The sequence below is a fragment of the Pseudomonas sp. EB271-G4-1 genome, from assembly GCF_058791355.1.
Genome location: NZ_JBYTEO010000103.1, coordinates 1 through 13,992 on the forward strand (window position 1 = coordinate 1; position 13,992 = coordinate 13,992).

Annotated in this window: 16 protein-coding genes; 5 read left to right on the forward strand and 11 right to left on the reverse strand. The window is 56.4% G+C overall.

Annotated features, from left to right (window positions below):
* Positions 1-134 precede the first annotated feature (134 nt).
* Complete coding sequence (locus tag AC3WWR_RS29525; RefSeq protein WP_020801236.1) at positions 135-1,760, reverse strand: methyl-accepting chemotaxis protein; 1,626 nt, start codon at positions 1,758-1,760, stop codon at positions 135-137.
* Positions 1,761-2,109: 349 nt separating this feature from the next.
* On the opposite strand from AC3WWR_RS29525, the gene AC3WWR_RS29530 reads away from it, so the two are divergent.
* Both AC3WWR_RS29530 and AC3WWR_RS29535 read left to right on the forward strand, forming a co-directional pair.
* Positions 2,110-3,180: a GGDEF domain-containing protein gene (locus AC3WWR_RS29530; protein WP_168757918.1), complete on the forward strand. Its 1,071-nt coding sequence runs from the start codon at positions 2,110-2,112 to the stop codon at positions 3,178-3,180.
* A gap of 157 nt (positions 3,181-3,337) precedes the next feature.
* Positions 3,338-3,841: a hypothetical protein gene (locus AC3WWR_RS29535; protein ID WP_020801234.1), complete on the forward strand. Its 504-nt coding sequence runs from the start codon at positions 3,338-3,340 to the stop codon at positions 3,839-3,841.
* Positions 3,842-3,950: 109 nt separating this feature from the next.
* Here the strand turns inward: AC3WWR_RS29535 and AC3WWR_RS29540 are convergent, their stop codons facing one another.
* Complete coding sequence (locus AC3WWR_RS29540; RefSeq protein WP_492599289.1) at positions 3,951-5,516, reverse strand: aldehyde dehydrogenase (NADP(+)); 1,566 nt, start codon at positions 5,514-5,516, stop codon at positions 3,951-3,953.
* A gap of 8 nt (positions 5,517-5,524) precedes the next feature.
* The gene (locus AC3WWR_RS29545) at positions 5,525-6,148 is read right to left on the reverse strand and encodes a cysteine hydrolase family protein (protein ID WP_020801232.1); all 624 of its coding nucleotides are present in this window, start codon (positions 6,146-6,148) and stop codon (positions 5,525-5,527) included.
* 99 nt (positions 6,149-6,247) lie between these two features.
* On the opposite strand from AC3WWR_RS29545, the gene AC3WWR_RS29550 reads away from it, so the two are divergent.
* Both AC3WWR_RS29550 and AC3WWR_RS29555 read left to right on the forward strand, forming a co-directional pair.
* Positions 6,248-6,766: a winged helix-turn-helix transcriptional regulator gene (locus AC3WWR_RS29550; RefSeq protein ID WP_110751261.1), complete on the forward strand. Its 519-nt coding sequence runs from the start codon at positions 6,248-6,250 to the stop codon at positions 6,764-6,766.
* A gap of 116 nt (positions 6,767-6,882) precedes the next feature.
* On the forward strand, positions 6,883-7,221 hold the full coding sequence (locus AC3WWR_RS29555) for a hypothetical protein (protein WP_432669455.1): 339 nt from the start codon (positions 6,883-6,885) through the stop codon (positions 7,219-7,221).
* Positions 7,222-7,319: 98 nt separating this feature from the next.
* Here the strand turns inward: AC3WWR_RS29555 and AC3WWR_RS29560 are convergent, their stop codons facing one another.
* The 8 genes from AC3WWR_RS29560 to AC3WWR_RS29595 all read right to left on the reverse strand — a co-directional run bounded on the left by AC3WWR_RS29560 (position 7,320) and on the right by AC3WWR_RS29595 (position 12,713).
* On the reverse strand, positions 7,320-7,820 hold the full coding sequence (locus tag AC3WWR_RS29560) for a porin family protein (RefSeq protein ID WP_020801229.1): 501 nt from the start codon (positions 7,818-7,820) through the stop codon (positions 7,320-7,322).
* A gap of 216 nt (positions 7,821-8,036) precedes the next feature.
* Complete coding sequence (locus AC3WWR_RS29565; protein ID WP_432669456.1) at positions 8,037-8,927, reverse strand: AraC family transcriptional regulator; 891 nt, start codon at positions 8,925-8,927, stop codon at positions 8,037-8,039.
* Positions 8,927-9,262, reverse strand: coding sequence for a hypothetical protein (locus AC3WWR_RS29570; RefSeq protein WP_492599290.1), 336 nt, complete (start codon positions 9,260-9,262; stop codon positions 8,927-8,929). Before AC3WWR_RS29570 ends, AC3WWR_RS29565 begins: the two co-directional genes overlap by 1 nt.
* Positions 9,263-9,385: 123 nt before the next feature.
* Complete coding sequence (locus AC3WWR_RS29575; RefSeq protein WP_020801226.1) at positions 9,386-9,646, reverse strand: hypothetical protein; 261 nt, start codon at positions 9,644-9,646, stop codon at positions 9,386-9,388.
* A gap of 109 nt (positions 9,647-9,755) precedes the next feature.
* Positions 9,756-10,238 carry a hypothetical protein gene (locus AC3WWR_RS29580; RefSeq protein WP_020801225.1) on the reverse strand — a complete coding sequence of 161 codons (483 nt, stop codon included), beginning with the start codon at positions 10,236-10,238 and terminating at the stop codon, positions 9,756-9,758.
* Positions 10,235-11,050, reverse strand: coding sequence for a winged helix-turn-helix domain-containing protein (locus AC3WWR_RS29585; RefSeq protein ID WP_033044057.1), 816 nt, complete (start codon positions 11,048-11,050; stop codon positions 10,235-10,237). Before AC3WWR_RS29585 ends, AC3WWR_RS29580 begins: the two co-directional genes overlap by 4 nt.
* Before the next feature lie 322 nt (positions 11,051-11,372).
* The gene (locus tag AC3WWR_RS29590; RefSeq protein WP_033044058.1) at positions 11,373-12,053 is read right to left on the reverse strand and encodes a DUF3313 domain-containing protein; all 681 of its coding nucleotides are present in this window, start codon (positions 12,051-12,053) and stop codon (positions 11,373-11,375) included.
* 123 nt (positions 12,054-12,176) lie between these two features.
* Positions 12,177-12,713, reverse strand: a complete 537-nt coding sequence (locus AC3WWR_RS29595; RefSeq protein ID WP_033044059.1) for a glyoxalase superfamily protein — start codon at positions 12,711-12,713, stop codon at positions 12,177-12,179.
* A 380-nt stretch (positions 12,714-13,093) separates the two neighbouring features.
* On the opposite strand from AC3WWR_RS29595, the gene AC3WWR_RS29600 reads away from it, so the two are divergent.
* Entirely contained in the window at positions 13,094-13,570 is a 477-nt protein-coding gene (locus AC3WWR_RS29600) for an HvfA family oxazolone/thioamide-modified RiPP metallophore (protein WP_020801220.1), read from the forward strand.
* Positions 13,571-13,992 lie beyond the last annotated feature (422 nt).

A 13,992-nucleotide genomic window follows, 5' to 3' on the forward strand; every position in this document is an offset into this window, starting at 1 on the left:
TTCCTTTTTGGCGTTTGAAAAAGGGAGTCGCCGTAAGGGCGAAACCATAAGTGGCCGTTACCGCAGCAATGGATATGTACTCGGTCAACACAACACAACACAACACAACACAACACAACTCAGGTCAGCGTCAGCTACAGACTGAACCGCTGCAACATAGCCCCCAGTCCTTCGGACATCGCCTTGAGCTCCTGGGTCGTTCGCACGATTGCGCTTTGGCCCGTTGCATTCTCTTCCACGCTTTGCGCGACCTTTTCCACATTGCTGGCGACATGATCACTCGCTGCGCGCTGTTCCTGCAATGACAGGGAAATGAAGCTCACGGCTGCAATGGATTCATCCAGCGCCCCCTTGATCCGCCCCATGGATTGCCCGGCGCTTGCGACCAGTTTCTGGCCTTGGGTCACACGCTCACAACCGGCAGCCATGCTGTCCTTCGCTTTGACCATGCCGTTTTGTATGGCATTGACCAAGGTCACGATTTCCGTGGTGGACTGGGCGGTGCGCGCGGCGAGGCTGCGCACCTCATCGGCGACCACGGCGAAGCCGCGACCCTGTTCACCGGCGCGCGCCGCTTCGATGGCGGCATTGAGGGCGAGGAGATTGGTCTGCTCGGCAATGCCGCGAATCACACCGACAATCAGGCTGATATTGTTCGACTGAATCGCCAGTTGATCGATGTCCACCGAACTCTGCGTCACCAGATCGGCAATCTGTTGCATTTCCTCGATGGACGCATGCATCACGGCCATGCCTTCGTCGGTGATTTCACCGGCTTTGTGCGCAGTGCTCTGGGCCTGGCAGGCATTGTCGGCGATGTGATTGATACTCACGGAAAGCTCTTCCACCGTGGCGGCCATCGATGAAGCAGCTTCACTCTGCAGGGCGGCACTGCTCAGACCTTGTTCCGAGGACGCGGACAGTTGTAGCGTGGCCACTTCGATCTGTTCGGAGGCCTGGCCGATCTTGCCGATCATGTCGCTCAAGCTATGACGCATCGCCTGGACGGAATGCAGGACACCGGTTGAAGGTTCCTGCCGATCATCCTGGGTGCGTGCCAGTTTTCCATGGGCGATGTTCGAGCTGATAGCGGCCAGCTCAGCAGGCTCGGCACCGAGCTGCAGGCCCAGCCGTCTGGAAAAGAACCATGAATAGGCCGCGCCAGCCAGCGTCGCCAACAGGAGAATCAACAAGCAGAGCCGGAGATTGGCGGTGTAGGCGATATGGTTTTGGTCAAACTGGTTCCTGGCTTCCAGCAGTTGAACCTCGATTAATTCGGCAAACTTATCCGACAAGGGGTCGAACAGCGGGTACAACTGCTCGATCGAGAAACGTGCCAGACCCACGTCGTCGTTCTGGCGCAGCATGCCCAGCAGACTTTGCAACGGACCGCGGGTGGCGGCCATCAGTGGATCAATCTGCGCGATCAGGCGGGTTTCTGCGGCAATCAGTTGCGTCGACTTGTAGGCTTGCCACGTTAGATCGATTTCCTTTTGTGCCTGATCGATCCGGCTCATCGAGTCCGCCCTGGTGAAGTTGCCATTGCGCGCCTTGTGGGTGGCATCGACGATGTTCACGGCATACAGGTCGGCGATTTTCTTCAGGTCCCGCAAGGGTACGACTCGATCGAGATAGACGGTTTCCAGGCTGTGCACGGCCGATTGCATGCCCAAGAGTCCTAGGCCGCCGACGCACAACAATCCCAGTAATAAAGCGGTAGTCAGCAGTAGAAGGTGAGTCCTGATTTTCCAGCTTTCCATAATCCGGTATTCCTAAGTCGACTTGTCCAGTCAGCAATTGAAGTTGAGCGTTATGCTCCATCCTGTGCGCACGGCACATTGATATCGTGTGCTGGACCAGCCAGGAAAAGCACGGTGTTACCGGCCGGAATTGACGAATTAGAGCGGTCTGACAGAGCGCGCCGAAGGATTTTTCAGACAGGCAGCTTGCGGGTAACCGGGAACACTGGCCTGTGAGGGACCGTGGTGTGCGGTTTCTGATCGGAACAAAAGCGGGATTGCAGGCAAACCGGGATAGCCGTTTTTCAGGCGTATCGGTATGCTCAGCGCACAGTCCGAAATGCCAATGATAAACGACCACAGTGACGACATGAGCTCATCAGAAACGCGTGCGAATATCCTAGCGCTGTATCCGGAAGACTCCCGCGAGGCGGCGGCCCTGCTCAAGCAGGCCGTGCCCCTGATGGTTCGCCATAACATCCCGCCCAATCCCGTGCACTACGCACTCTGGTACACCTACAGCAAGGGCCAGGACCCGGAACTCATTCGCCACCTGGACCGGGTGGTCAGAGACTTTGACGGTTGCCCGCCAGAGGCTGCGACCCGGCTGTTCCGCCAGTACATCATTCGTGACGAACTCGAGGATGCCCGCGCAGAGCAGCATCAGGTCATCAACCTGGTCGATGGCATGGAGCGCGACGTCTCGCGCAGCGTGCAGGGCAGTCTCACTTTCCAGAACCGCCTGGGGCAGTGCCTGGAAATGCTCGATGAACCGGCCAGCGACCGCCTGCCGGGCATCTTGAGCGAACTGCAGCAGAGCACCCGGTTGATGCAGAGCCAGCAGGAGCACTTCCTCGCGCAACTGCACTCGGCGCAGGATGAAATCAAGACCCTGCGCGACAAACTGCAACGCGCGCAACTGGCCGCGACCCTCGATGGCTTGACCGAACTGCTCAACCGCACGGCGTTCACCCGCCTGCTGGAGCAGGCGCTGGGCAAGGCTTCCCGCGGGGTGGCCCTGGTGATCCTGGATATCGACCACTTCAAGCAATTCAATGATCAGTACGGTCACCCGCTGGGCGACCGGGTCCTGCAGCATGTCGCCCAGGTGCTGCGCGGCGCGTTGCCAGCCACTGCTTTCGCCGCGCGCTACGGTGGCGAAGAGTTCTGCGTGGTCCTGCCCGATTGCGCCGACCTGGGCAGTGCCTGCGCCTTCGCCGAGCACCTGCGCCTGAAGGTCCAGTCCTTGCGCATCAAGGCGCGTGGCACCGACACCGTGCTGGACACCGTGACCGCATCCTTCGGTGTCGCCCTCGCACAGACCGGTGACAACCTGGAAACCCTGCTGACACGCGCCGATGACGGGTTGTACCAGGCCAAGCGTAATGGGCGTAACCAGGTATTTGCCTTGCAAATTGGGGCAGTGACCACCTTATCCTGACCTGAGACTGATACCTCGGATTCGTTGCACGTCTTCTGGTTAAAATTACAGTGTCCTAGTCCATTTCCCACAATTTTTTGGGATCTCGCCGGCTTGTGAGAGTTGCCTTCCGTCTGTAATTTGCTAACTCGGCACAGGCAATGCGAAAGGGATTTTTATGCTCGACATTTTGCGTGGCACACCACTGTGGGTTTACGCAGTTTTCTTTATCGTGACGTATTACGGCGTCATTGCCTGCTTCAAGAATCGTGAAACGAAAAAATCGTTACTACTGACACCGGTGATATTTGTCGCTATTTCCGTAGCCTCGCTGAAAATCTCCCAAGGATTCGTGGTTCCTCTTTCTGTTTATGCGATGGGGTTACTGGTTGGCTGGTTGCTGGCTTTGCGTTTTTACTCGTTCCACAACGTAAAACGTGAGGGTGAGGGGCTGGTGCTGGATGGCACAATCAGAGTGCTGATTGTGTATTGGTGCTTCTTCGCGTGGCGTTACTACAGCGGATACCAAGAGGCGGTGCATCCGCAATTGGCCAACGAAATTGGGTTAGTGGCCTGGTCGTCACTGGGGTCCGGGCTTATCAATGGTTTGATCGTTGGACGAAGTTTCAGGTTATTACGTTTTTTCAAGTCCGATAATGTGCCAGCGGTATCTTCTGAATGACGGCCTATCTGGAGGTTTGCCGCCAATAATTGATTCGGAACACGGTCGACGTATTGGTGGAGCGGGTTCGCCCGCTCCAACATTAGATTTTTGCCAGGCGCGACAGCGCTTAAAGACCGTCAATGCTACGCGGCACGCCGAGCGGGTTGCTGTCGCGCAACGCCTCGGGCAGCAATGCATCGGGGAAGCCCTGATAGCACACCGGCCGCAGGAAGCGTTCGATGGAGGTCATGCCCACCGAGGTGAAACGGCTGTCCGACGAGGCCGGGAAGGGGCCGCCGTGCACGCTGGCGAAAGACACCTCCTGCGGATGGGCGAAGGCGTTGACGACAATCCGTCCAGTGCGCCGCTCCAGTATCGGCAGCAAGCGACGGGCCAGTCCCAGGTCCTCCTCTTCAAGGTGCATGGCGGCACTGAGCTGACCGCGAAGTGCACGGGCGACCGCGAGCATTTGCGCCTCATCCTCGACCTTCACCAGCAGGGCTGCCGGACCGAATACCTCCTGGGCCAGGGCCGTTTCGCTAAGAAAACGCTGGCCGTCAACCTCAAGCAAGGTGGCCTGGCCATCAAGCGCCGCCGTGGCGGGCGAGCCTTCGGCGACGGGCGTGGCACCGGCGCCTTGCAGCTTGTCGAGACCGTTCAAGTAAGACCCGTGGATGCCCGGCGTCAGCATCGGACGTGCGGGTGCCATCCCCACACGATTGATCATGGCAGCGCGCAAGGGGTCGAATCCGGGCCCTGCGATGGCAATCAGGATCGCCGGTTTTAGACACGCTTGCCCGACATTGACCAGCATGCGCTCGACAAAACCGTCGCCGATCTGTGCACCACGCTCGGCCAGTGCCTGGGGCAGGATGAACGTGGGGTTGACGCTGGCCATTTCGGTGAACACCGGGATCGGCTCAGGGCGTTGCTGCGCCCGGCGATACAGCGCCATGCCGCCCTGTTCGGAGCCGGTGAAGGTTACCGCCTTGATCAATGGATGATCGACCAGGGCTTCGCCGATCGCGTTGCCGGCGCCGCGCACCATCGAGAACACGCCTTCAGGCAGGCCGCTGTCCTGCACCGCCTGGCGGATGGCCCGGGCCTGGATTTCCGAGGCGCCCGGGTGTGCGTTGTGGGCCTTGACGATCACCGTCGCGCCCGCCGCCAGCGCCGCGGCGGTGTCGCCTCCGGCCACTGAGTAGCTGATGGGGAAATTGCTCGCGCCAAACACCGCCACCGGGCCGAGGGCGATACTTTGCAGGCGATGATCCATGCGCGGGCGTGGCTGGCGCTCAGGTTGGGCCGGATCAATGGCCACCTGGAGGAAGCGGCCCCTGCGCACCACTTCGGCGAATTGGCGGAACTGGGTGGCGGCCTTGGCCGCTTCACCCAGCAGCTGGGCTTCGGGCAGGCCGGTTTCCAGCGCGGCCCGTGCCGCAAGCGGCTGGGCGACCACATCAAGATTGTCGGCGATGCGCTCCAGCAATGCCGCACGCTCGGCGAGCGAGGTATGGCTGTAGTGGTCAAAGGCGGCGTCGGCAAGCTGTGCCGCGATGTCCACTTCGACTACGCCACCGAAGGCGAAATCCGGCTCGATCAGTTGATGGGTGGCAGGATTGAGCGCTTTCATTGTCCCCGTGCTGGCGGGGACTTCGATGGCGCCGAGTAACAGGTTTCCAGTCAGTTTCATGGGCATGCTCACGGCTTGAGGGTAGCGATCAGTTGCTCGGTCGTCACAATCGAATGGGCGAAGGTCGGGCCGTTCAATTCGTGGGCGGCGTGCATCATTTCCAGTTTGAAAGCGGCGGTGGCGTCGCGCACCAGGGTGACGTGGTAGCCCAGTTCCTGGGCGTAACGGGCGGTGGCCTCGATACAGGTATTGGCCAGTAGACCGACGATGATCACGTGGGTGATGCCTTTCTGTTTCAGGCGAAAGTCCAGGTCAGTATTGGCAAAACCGCTCGACCCCCAATGCTCCTGGACGACGATGTCGCCTGGCTGGGGCGCGAAATCGGGGTGCCATTCGCCACCCCATTCGCCGCGTGCGAAATGGTGCATGTGCTGGATCTTGCATTGGGTGGGACTCGGGTGATCCCAGTTCTCGTAGTCGCCTTGTTCCCAGCGCCGGTGCGGTACGATGAACACCGGCAGGTCAAGTGCGCGGACCGTACGGTCGAGGGCGCGCAGGTTGTCGAGCAGCCCGACTTGCCGGGCGATCGGCTCGAGCAGCGGGAAGATCTTGCCGCCTTCCGACAAAAAATCGTTGTAGGGATCGACCAGCAGGTAGGCGGTTCGAGCCAGGGGGTAGGACGTGTTGGACATGATGGATGCTCCAGTGAAATGGGCTGAGCGATGCCATGGGCTTGCCTTGGCAGCGTGTAGATATGATAATCATAGTTAATTGGAATGAGGCAAGCCCGTATGGCGCTAAAAAAGACTAGTCCTGAAACCTTGTGTCCGATTGCCCGGGCCGAGGACGTCGTCGGCGATCGCTGGACCGTGCTGGTGTTGCGCGAGTTGTTCATGCGCAATCATCGCTACGATGAGATCCAGGCGCAGACGGGCGGTACCCCGCAGATGGTCGCGGCTCGCCTGAAGAGCCTGGAGGCTGACGAAATGGTCGAACGCCGCGCCTACAGCGAGCGGCCACCGCGCTACGAGTACCATCTCACGGCGAAGGGGCAGGCGTTTTATTCCGTGGTCCTGGCATTACGTGCCTGGGGTGAAACCTGGTGCAAGTCGCCACAGGAGGGCTTAGCCGTGCGCTATACCCACCAGCGTTGCGGGCAGCCTGCCGGGCTGGGGCCGCTGTGCGAACATTGCGGTGAATTGTTGCGGCGCGACGAACTGGTCAGCGAGCCGAGTGCAGCCTATGCCCTGGAGCGCCAGGAACGACGCGAGGCCTTCAAGCGCAAGCCGGTGGCCAAATCCGCAGAGTGAAGGCGACGTCTTTTACTATTCGTTGCACTGATAGTGATCATCATCCATCACAAGTTCTGTTGTGGCCGGCAAACAAGGAACATGGCGTGCATTGAAAACGCTTGTGGAACCCTGTGATGAAGATGTTGACTCGACTGGCGCTGATCGCCCCCTTGCTGCTGTCGGGGTGCGCCTCAGCCCCCAATGACCCGACGCTGACGCTGCAAACGAAAAAGGCGCCGGCGGATTACGCCCACTGTGTCTTGCCGAAACTGCAGGACAACGCGCTGAGCGCAACGATCTCGCAAACCCAGCGCAGCTATCGAATCGTCGTTTCGAGCAAAGTTGCCGCCGACGATGTGCTCGAGGCGTACAAGGCCTCGAACGGCGGGAAGGTGTTCCTGTACGAACGCACGTTGCTGGCCTCGACATTCGGGCCATCGCGACTCGAACGTGCGGCCCAGGAGTGCCTTTGAAAAGCCCCGTGGCGTGGGCACGGCCAGTACTGGGAAACCAATGCCTTCGATGACATCAAGGTTGAGCGACCCACATGGCCGCTCAATTGAAGTGGGTGTTAGAAGAGAACGAAAGCAGAGGCCGTTGTTTGATTCAAGTTGATGTTGCCGACTTCCAGTACTTCATATTCCGCGCGGATACCGATATTGCGAAATACATCGAATTCAACGCCGGCACCGTAGGTCAGGTCGACGCCCGTATCATCGTCGGCAGCATTGCCGTCCGCATCCCAGGCATGAGCACCGACACTGCCGAAGATACGCACCCGATCTCCCAGCGGAAAGCCGACATGGGCACTGGCCTGGACGGATTTACCGTCGAAATCAAGTTCCTTGTCCTCGAACTGGCCGAGATCCACGAAGGCGCCCTCAAAGGCCAGATAGCTGTTGAGACGATAACCTGCGAAAACCTTGTAGCTGGAGTCGTCATCACTCAAATGGGTTTTATCGGTTTCAATATTGCTGACGCCAGCGCCGAGGTATAAACCTTTGTCATCAGCGAGCGCCTGAAAAGACAGCAACGAAAGCAGCGATACGAAGCCAAGATTTCGAAGTAGCATGTGAGGTGGGTCCTTATACGGGTTGTGGGTGGTGATGCAGGGCGTTAATAAGCGTCAATAATCCAGGCCAACGCGACGCCACATAAATAAGCGGCAAGGCACAGGATGATTTTCTGTTTGAGTGGCAGCGTACTTAATCGATAGCGCATGCTTATCCCCTTGAGTAGACCTAAGCAATCCTGGCCATTCAGTGGGTAGGTTGAAAATCATTGATTGTTATTTTTCTGGCGTTGCCAGCATTGCACGGTTGCGCCTGGACGTTTCCGAGGGCGTCTCGCCATAAGCGTCCTGATACGCCTTGGAAAATCGGCTCAGATGATGAAAATTCCAATGCATTGCTGTTTCAGTGACTGTAGGCCAGGTGTTGCGGATCAAGTCTCGGCGGACATGGGCGAGTCTCAGGTTTCTGATGTAGGCGATCGGCGAAGTGCCGAATGTTTCAACGAAACCATGATGCAAGCTGCGAGTGGTGGTTTGCAGTTGTTTTACCAGCACCTTCATGTTCAATGGCTTGTTTGTGTTTTGATGAATGTACTCAATTGCCTCTGTCGCGATCTTCCTTCTGGTCGGGGGCCTCAGTGCGGAGCGGCCAACGGGTGTCAGGGCCCGTATCAGGGCAACCAGCAATGCATCTTCATTACATGATTGTTCATGGCGTTTGCGCTGTTTCAACGCAGACTCATGGGGGGAGGTCAAGTAAGCATTGAAGACGTCAATGGCGGATTGTACTAATTTGAAATTGGCAACCTGGAAGCGGTATGCCTGTCGATTTGCAAGGACGTCGATCAATGAATGGTTTGCGACGCACTGTTGGTAATGTTCTACATTTGTGGTCAGGGTAAACAGGGTTTCATTCGGCTCGCAGGTGTAGCGTACAAACTCGCCGCTATACAACACGATTATTTCGTTAGGCCGCAATTCACGGTTGTTGACAGTGGGTCGACTAATCGTAGATTGGGATATGGCCAAGGTTACACAGTCATGAGGTACAAAGCCGATTAGCGTGACAGCTGAATCAAAGTGCAGTCGACTGCATTGGCGCCTGCAATCCTGCATGAGTTTATGCGCACTATTGCGTACTTCGCGCTTTGAGGGGGCGATGCTCATCACGTCGACGACTCCCGCATGAGCTCCAGTGCCGCAGCAAAAACGTACGTGTCGCTCGTGGATAACTCCACCAGGCTCTGAAGTTTGCACGGCGCTATTTTCGAGCCAAAGATGGCTGACTGGTTTGACGGGCCGAGGTCTGAGGCATTAAAGGCAAAGAAATCATCCACGCGATAATCGGTACAAATCTTGTAACTTAATTGTTCTTCGATCAGCTTGTTTTCGTTGCTTTCAATGCGCGTCAGGTTGGCCTTGTAGTGTTCCTTGTCGTCGGCCCAGGCCTTGAGCGAAAGCAATACACCAAAGGATACGCTTGCGAGGTTTTTAAGCAGCATTGAGGTGCTTTCCTTGTTGATGATTTTTCAGGCAGAGCAGTGTGTCTGCCGTATCACTGTCACGGATTTGCCATCGGATAGTCCTGTGCTGACGATGTTTGTTGAAGTCAAAAATTCATATTTTCAAACGGGAGTCAGCGAAAGCTCATCGCTCTCGTTGTCAGTGTTTTGCGAGGGGGGCAATGGGTCATCAACCGCGCTGTCACCTTGATTACGTTCATTTTCAGAATGGATTTTCAGGTGTTTCAACTTTATTTTTTCGTTCGGGCTCAGTTCTATTTCGTAGAACTCGATTTCCGTGCTGCCGATGGCGTATTCATTGTACGCCATTGAATGAAAAGGTAAGGCGGCTAGAAATAGAACTGCCAGGATCTTGGTCATCATTGATTTGACGGCTCGCGAACACGATAAAGGCGGGATCTTGGTGGGGGGAGGGTGCTTGATTCAAATCACTAATTATTATTTTTGTTATGGTGTGATTTGCTGAGGTGCCTCAGTGATTCATGCAGCGCAGGCGGCCGACATCATGCACATAAAAACACACGCTGTTTTTGTCGGCGGTAGGGAGTAATTCGTAGTTTAGGATAGTGCCTTCCTGAAGAATGAATTGACGCCTGAAAAACAGATCCGGAGTTTTTTCGATGGCGAATAATTCGTTGTCCTGGCTCAGTTTGACGTTATTGATTTTTATCTGGACGTGATGATTGCTTTCCCGGATAACCTGCGCCGAAATAGTCGCGTTACGAATTTTTCCGTTCAAGCTTTCCAGGGTGGTTTGTGTCAGTCGACCATGGCCGATAGTCAGATACTCTTCAGTGTTGAGCTGATTCGAATCCTCCAACCATTGTCGGGTCATGGTTTGATAACTGATATTTTCCATGTAGTAAGAGGGTGAGTACATCAAGGAAAAGATACAGGCGGCGTTGATGATCGCAAGCACTATCCAATGTGCGGTCGAAGGTGTCATTGACTTCATAGGGTGACTTCCAAGCATTGCCGAATCATCAGTGCAAGGTCTTTTTGCTCGCTATTCAATTGCAGGTTTGCAGTGCTGAGATCTGGGCGAATGCACGAAACGGAATAGTTGGATTTAAAAAGGTTTAGCCAAACGTCGCCCTTTAAATTGAGCGAAAGTTGTTTGATCTGTGCGATCGAAAGATCCCTCAGTTCCTCTGCCTCCGCAATATTGTGGCCTACGGCATGGATGGACAACTCATTGTGTTTTACGCTGGAAACTTCAACTTTTGGTGTGTCGAAGCCGGAGTGGAAGCCGGTGTAGGCACACACTCCCAAGGTCAGGACATAGCCGATCAACTGGAATTTTGTAATGTAAGTTGATGCTCCGGTTTTCCCTGCAGGCACCGGCAGAGCATCTTTTTTCTGTGGCGCCAACGCTTCAAGGGCGGGCACGGGTTCCGCTTCATCTGAAGGTGTCGGCAACTCGGCCTGTGCATCCATTACATAGAGACGGTTGAAGCAATAACCTCTTCGCGGAACCGTCATCACTATTTCGTGATCACGACTGTCATTAAGCAGGTTTCTAAGAGAGAAAACGGCCTGGTTCAAACTGCCGGAGGCGACGACGCGGTCATTCCAGGTGTAATCGATGATTTCCTCACGGCTTTTGGTCTGGCCGGGGTCCATCAACAGCAGGTCCAGTAGACGCGATTCGGCTCTACCTATGGTAGAGCTTTGAACTTCTCCATGGGTTGTAGTGATGGTAAGCAAAGCGGTATCTGGATCGAAAAGGGCCATGGCACCGTTTTTCAATTTGAAGGCGTAGCGCATGGGTATCCTCCGTTCAGGTGGTTCGGGCTGAGTATAGAGACGGTTTTGACAGGCCGGATTTGACGCAGTGCGTTCTTGTCGGGGAGTGAACGGCAATGAGCGGGCAAGCGCGGGTAATCCACGGAGGCTCAATCGGGGGCGGTGATGATGCTCGAATCGCGCGATCTGCGCTATCCGAAAAATGCAAGGCAGGGGTATTGGAAGGTCTGTTACCGCGAGTTAAACGGTATTGCGAAACCCCATGCTCGATTGCATCGCATTGCAATCCCGTGACACTGGATGGCAGGGCACTCAATGTTGCGATGGGGTTTCGAGCGAGTTGTTACTGGCCGGACAGCAGTGCTTGCATGTCGTTCGTCATGTCTTTGAATGCAACCTTGAAATCGTTGGCGACAATTGGCTGGCTGGCATTTTTCACGGTTTCACCGAACACCTTGCGAACCACCTTGGCGACCGGCAAACCGGTTCTGGCATCTACCAGGTCGGCTTCCAGGTACAGTTCGGCGGTCTGATCGCGATGGCCGGTGGCTGCTTGTGTCGCCCCGACAATGGCGGCGATCGGCACGGCCTCATACCAATGCATGCCTTCGTTGTTGGCGCTGACGTGGGTGATTGCCGCTTGCAGGATCAGCGTCCGTGAATCGGCCGGTGCGCGCGGCACCTTTGAGACAATGGTGTAGTAGGGGCTCAAGGCAGACTTGACACTGTTGCTGGCCGCAGTCTGTACGTCCTGCAGGGTTTTCAGGTTGACGCGCTCGGACGGTTTCGGCGCCGGGTACAGCTCTACCTGCTCGAACACCACAGTGGAGTAGGCGTGTGGATCAAACCCTGGCGCCGTCCAGCGCAGTACCTTCTGTTCACTCGGTGTAGTCTGCTCTTGCAGCCCCTCGTAATTGGGGAGGAAGCCGGAGTATTGATTCGGCTGCGCCACTTTGGAGACACAACCGACCTGAAACACGCAGCTCAAGGCAATACCGGCAATCCATCCATTCGACATGCTCATGTGTTCTGTTCTCAAGTGATGAAAGTTATCGATCAGACTGCCTGCCGTGGCCGGATAATCCGAATCAATAACCGTCAACAACTCTCAAACCGGGGCGTCAATTTACATCAGGGATTGCGCCGATCAGCTCTGGCAGAACCGGATCCGGTTGCCGAACGGATCGTAGACTTCCAGGACTTGCCCCCAGCCCTGCTGGACAATATCCGGACGTCCATAGCCGTAGTGCTTGGCAAGTAACTCATCGCGAAGCAGTTCGATATTGTTCATCGGCACAAACACCGTCGAGCCCGGGCTGGCGTCGCCATGATGTTCGGAAAGGTGCAGTTGCAGGCCGTTGCGGCTGATGCCCAGATACAGTGGCAGGTCGGCTTCGAACCGGTGTTCGAATTCGATGCTGAAGCCCAGGAAATCGAGATAGAACTCACGGGCCTTGGCTTCGTCGAACATACGCAATATGGGAATGGGTCTGTCGAATGTAACTGTGGATACGGGCTGGGTGGCTGTGGGGGGAAGCATCGCAGACGCAGTGTTCCAGTCCTTGTAGCCCAGTTGCTGCGCGACCAGTTCCAACGCGGTGGAGTGAGACAGGCCCTGATTGCGTTCCTCCAGCGAGGCGCGCAACTGTTTGGCCATTTGTTTGGCTTGCTCGATTGAAAACATCATTGCTCCTGTAGCCGAGATGCCTTGGTGCTCGCGTTGCCAAACCTCGACCGTCAAGAGATACGACAGGGTTCGCACGAAAAAGCGATGCTTTCACCTTTCCCATCGGGAGCGAGCGGCGGGCAGCATTGGCCCGGTGCCGATGGTACATAGCCGCTCCTGTGACGGGAAGACCCGCGCCCGTGTATCGCTGTGTATCCAGCCCCCTCGAACGCAGACTGGCTTACAAATGCCCCTGCAACCGGATACATCCGGGATACACGGTTGCCGTCAAATAGCCCTGCCTTAGCGAGAAAGCAACCGCGCCTCGCACCACGGCTTATCGCCCTTTTGGCAATGACCCATGCGGCTCGACCGCCCACAGTATCCGGAGAATCACCATGTCCCGTATGTCAAACAAATCCCGTATTGGCCTGATCGCTGTTGCACTGGCCGGCAGCCTCAACCTCGCTTCGAACGCCTTTGCCGCAGACGCGCTGCCTCAGGGGTATCAACTGGCCTCGGCGGAAAAAACCAGTGAAGGCAAATGTGGCGAAGGCAAGTGTGGCGAAGGCAAGTGTGGCGCTGAAGAAGCCGGCGCCAAAGTGACCAAGGCCGGCGAAGGCAAGTGCGGTGAAGGCAAGTGCGGCGATGCTTCGTTCGCCCGTACCGACACCGACCACGACGGCCGCGTTTCGCTCAAGGAACTGCTGACCGTTGCCCCGCAGGGCGGCGAGGAGTTCAAGGCCATGGACACCAACAACGACGGTTTCCTCTCCGAAGGCGAAGTCTACAAATTCCGCACAAACCAGTTCACCTCCAATGGCAAGAAAGTGCCTACGGAGTTGTTTACCCAGATGAGCAAGGCCAAGAGCTGATTGGGAGTTGCATCGGTCAATAACCTCCCTGGGATTTTCCTGGGGAGGTTTCTGTGTACAGATCCATTGCTGCTGTAACGGCGGCTTGTGGTTTCGTCCATGCGGTGCGTCACTTGGACAAAGCCTGTATGAGTGAGGCTTGCCCGCGAAGGCGACCTGACAGCCGACCTGACTTTTACGGGGGCACCTGGATCCCCTGTGGGAGCGAGCCTGCTGGCGATTGATCGTTCCCACGCGCAGCAAAGGAATGCCGCCAGGGACGCTCCGCATTCCGCTGACGACGCATTAATTGAGTCGTGCGCAACGGTGATGCAAGCGTCACAAGAAGCCCTGTGTGAAATTGGTTGCCTGCGTACATATCCATTGCTGCGGTAACGGCCACCTATGGTTTCGCTTTTACAGCGACTCCCTTTTTCAAACGC

What these genes read in the sequence shown, in the direction of transcription:
- AC3WWR_RS29525 (WP_020801236.1), bottom strand. Translation starts at nt 1,760, where the DNA reads ATGGAAAGCTGGAAAATCAGGACTCACCTTCTACTGCTGACTACCGCT.
- AC3WWR_RS29530 (WP_168757918.1), top strand. Translation starts at nt 2,110, where the DNA reads ATGAGCTCATCAGAAACGCGTGCGAATATCCTAGCGCTGTATCCGGAA.
- AC3WWR_RS29535 (WP_020801234.1), top strand. Translation starts at nt 3,338, where the DNA reads ATGCTCGACATTTTGCGTGGCACACCACTGTGGGTTTACGCAGTTTTC.
- AC3WWR_RS29540 (WP_492599289.1), bottom strand. Translation starts at nt 5,516, where the DNA reads ATGAAACTGACTGGAAACCTGTTACTCGGCGCCATCGAAGTCCCCGCC.
- AC3WWR_RS29545 (WP_020801232.1), bottom strand. Translation starts at nt 6,148, where the DNA reads ATGTCCAACACGTCCTACCCCCTGGCTCGAACCGCCTACCTGCTGGTC.
- AC3WWR_RS29550 (WP_110751261.1), top strand. Translation starts at nt 6,248, where the DNA reads ATGGCGCTAAAAAAGACTAGTCCTGAAACCTTGTGTCCGATTGCCCGG.
- AC3WWR_RS29555 (WP_432669455.1), top strand. Translation starts at nt 6,883, where the DNA reads ATGAAGATGTTGACTCGACTGGCGCTGATCGCCCCCTTGCTGCTGTCG.
- AC3WWR_RS29560 (WP_020801229.1), bottom strand. Translation starts at nt 7,820, where the DNA reads ATGCTACTTCGAAATCTTGGCTTCGTATCGCTGCTTTCGTTGCTGTCT.
- AC3WWR_RS29565 (WP_432669456.1), bottom strand. Translation starts at nt 8,927, where the DNA reads ATGAGCATCGCCCCCTCAAAGCGCGAAGTACGCAATAGTGCGCATAAA.
- AC3WWR_RS29570 (WP_492599290.1), bottom strand. Translation starts at nt 9,262, where the DNA reads ATGCTGCTTAAAAACCTCGCAAGCGTATCCTTTGGTGTATTGCTTTCG.
- AC3WWR_RS29575 (WP_020801226.1), bottom strand. Translation starts at nt 9,646, where the DNA reads ATGATGACCAAGATCCTGGCAGTTCTATTTCTAGCCGCCTTACCTTTT.
- AC3WWR_RS29580 (WP_020801225.1), bottom strand. Translation starts at nt 10,238, where the DNA reads ATGAAGTCAATGACACCTTCGACCGCACATTGGATAGTGCTTGCGATC.
- AC3WWR_RS29585 (WP_033044057.1), bottom strand. Translation starts at nt 11,050, where the DNA reads ATGCGCTACGCCTTCAAATTGAAAAACGGTGCCATGGCCCTTTTCGAT.
- AC3WWR_RS29590 (WP_033044058.1), bottom strand. Translation starts at nt 12,053, where the DNA reads ATGAGCATGTCGAATGGATGGATTGCCGGTATTGCCTTGAGCTGCGTG.
- AC3WWR_RS29595 (WP_033044059.1), bottom strand. Translation starts at nt 12,713, where the DNA reads ATGTTTTCAATCGAGCAAGCCAAACAAATGGCCAAACAGTTGCGCGCC.
- AC3WWR_RS29600 (WP_020801220.1), top strand. Translation starts at nt 13,094, where the DNA reads ATGTCCCGTATGTCAAACAAATCCCGTATTGGCCTGATCGCTGTTGCA.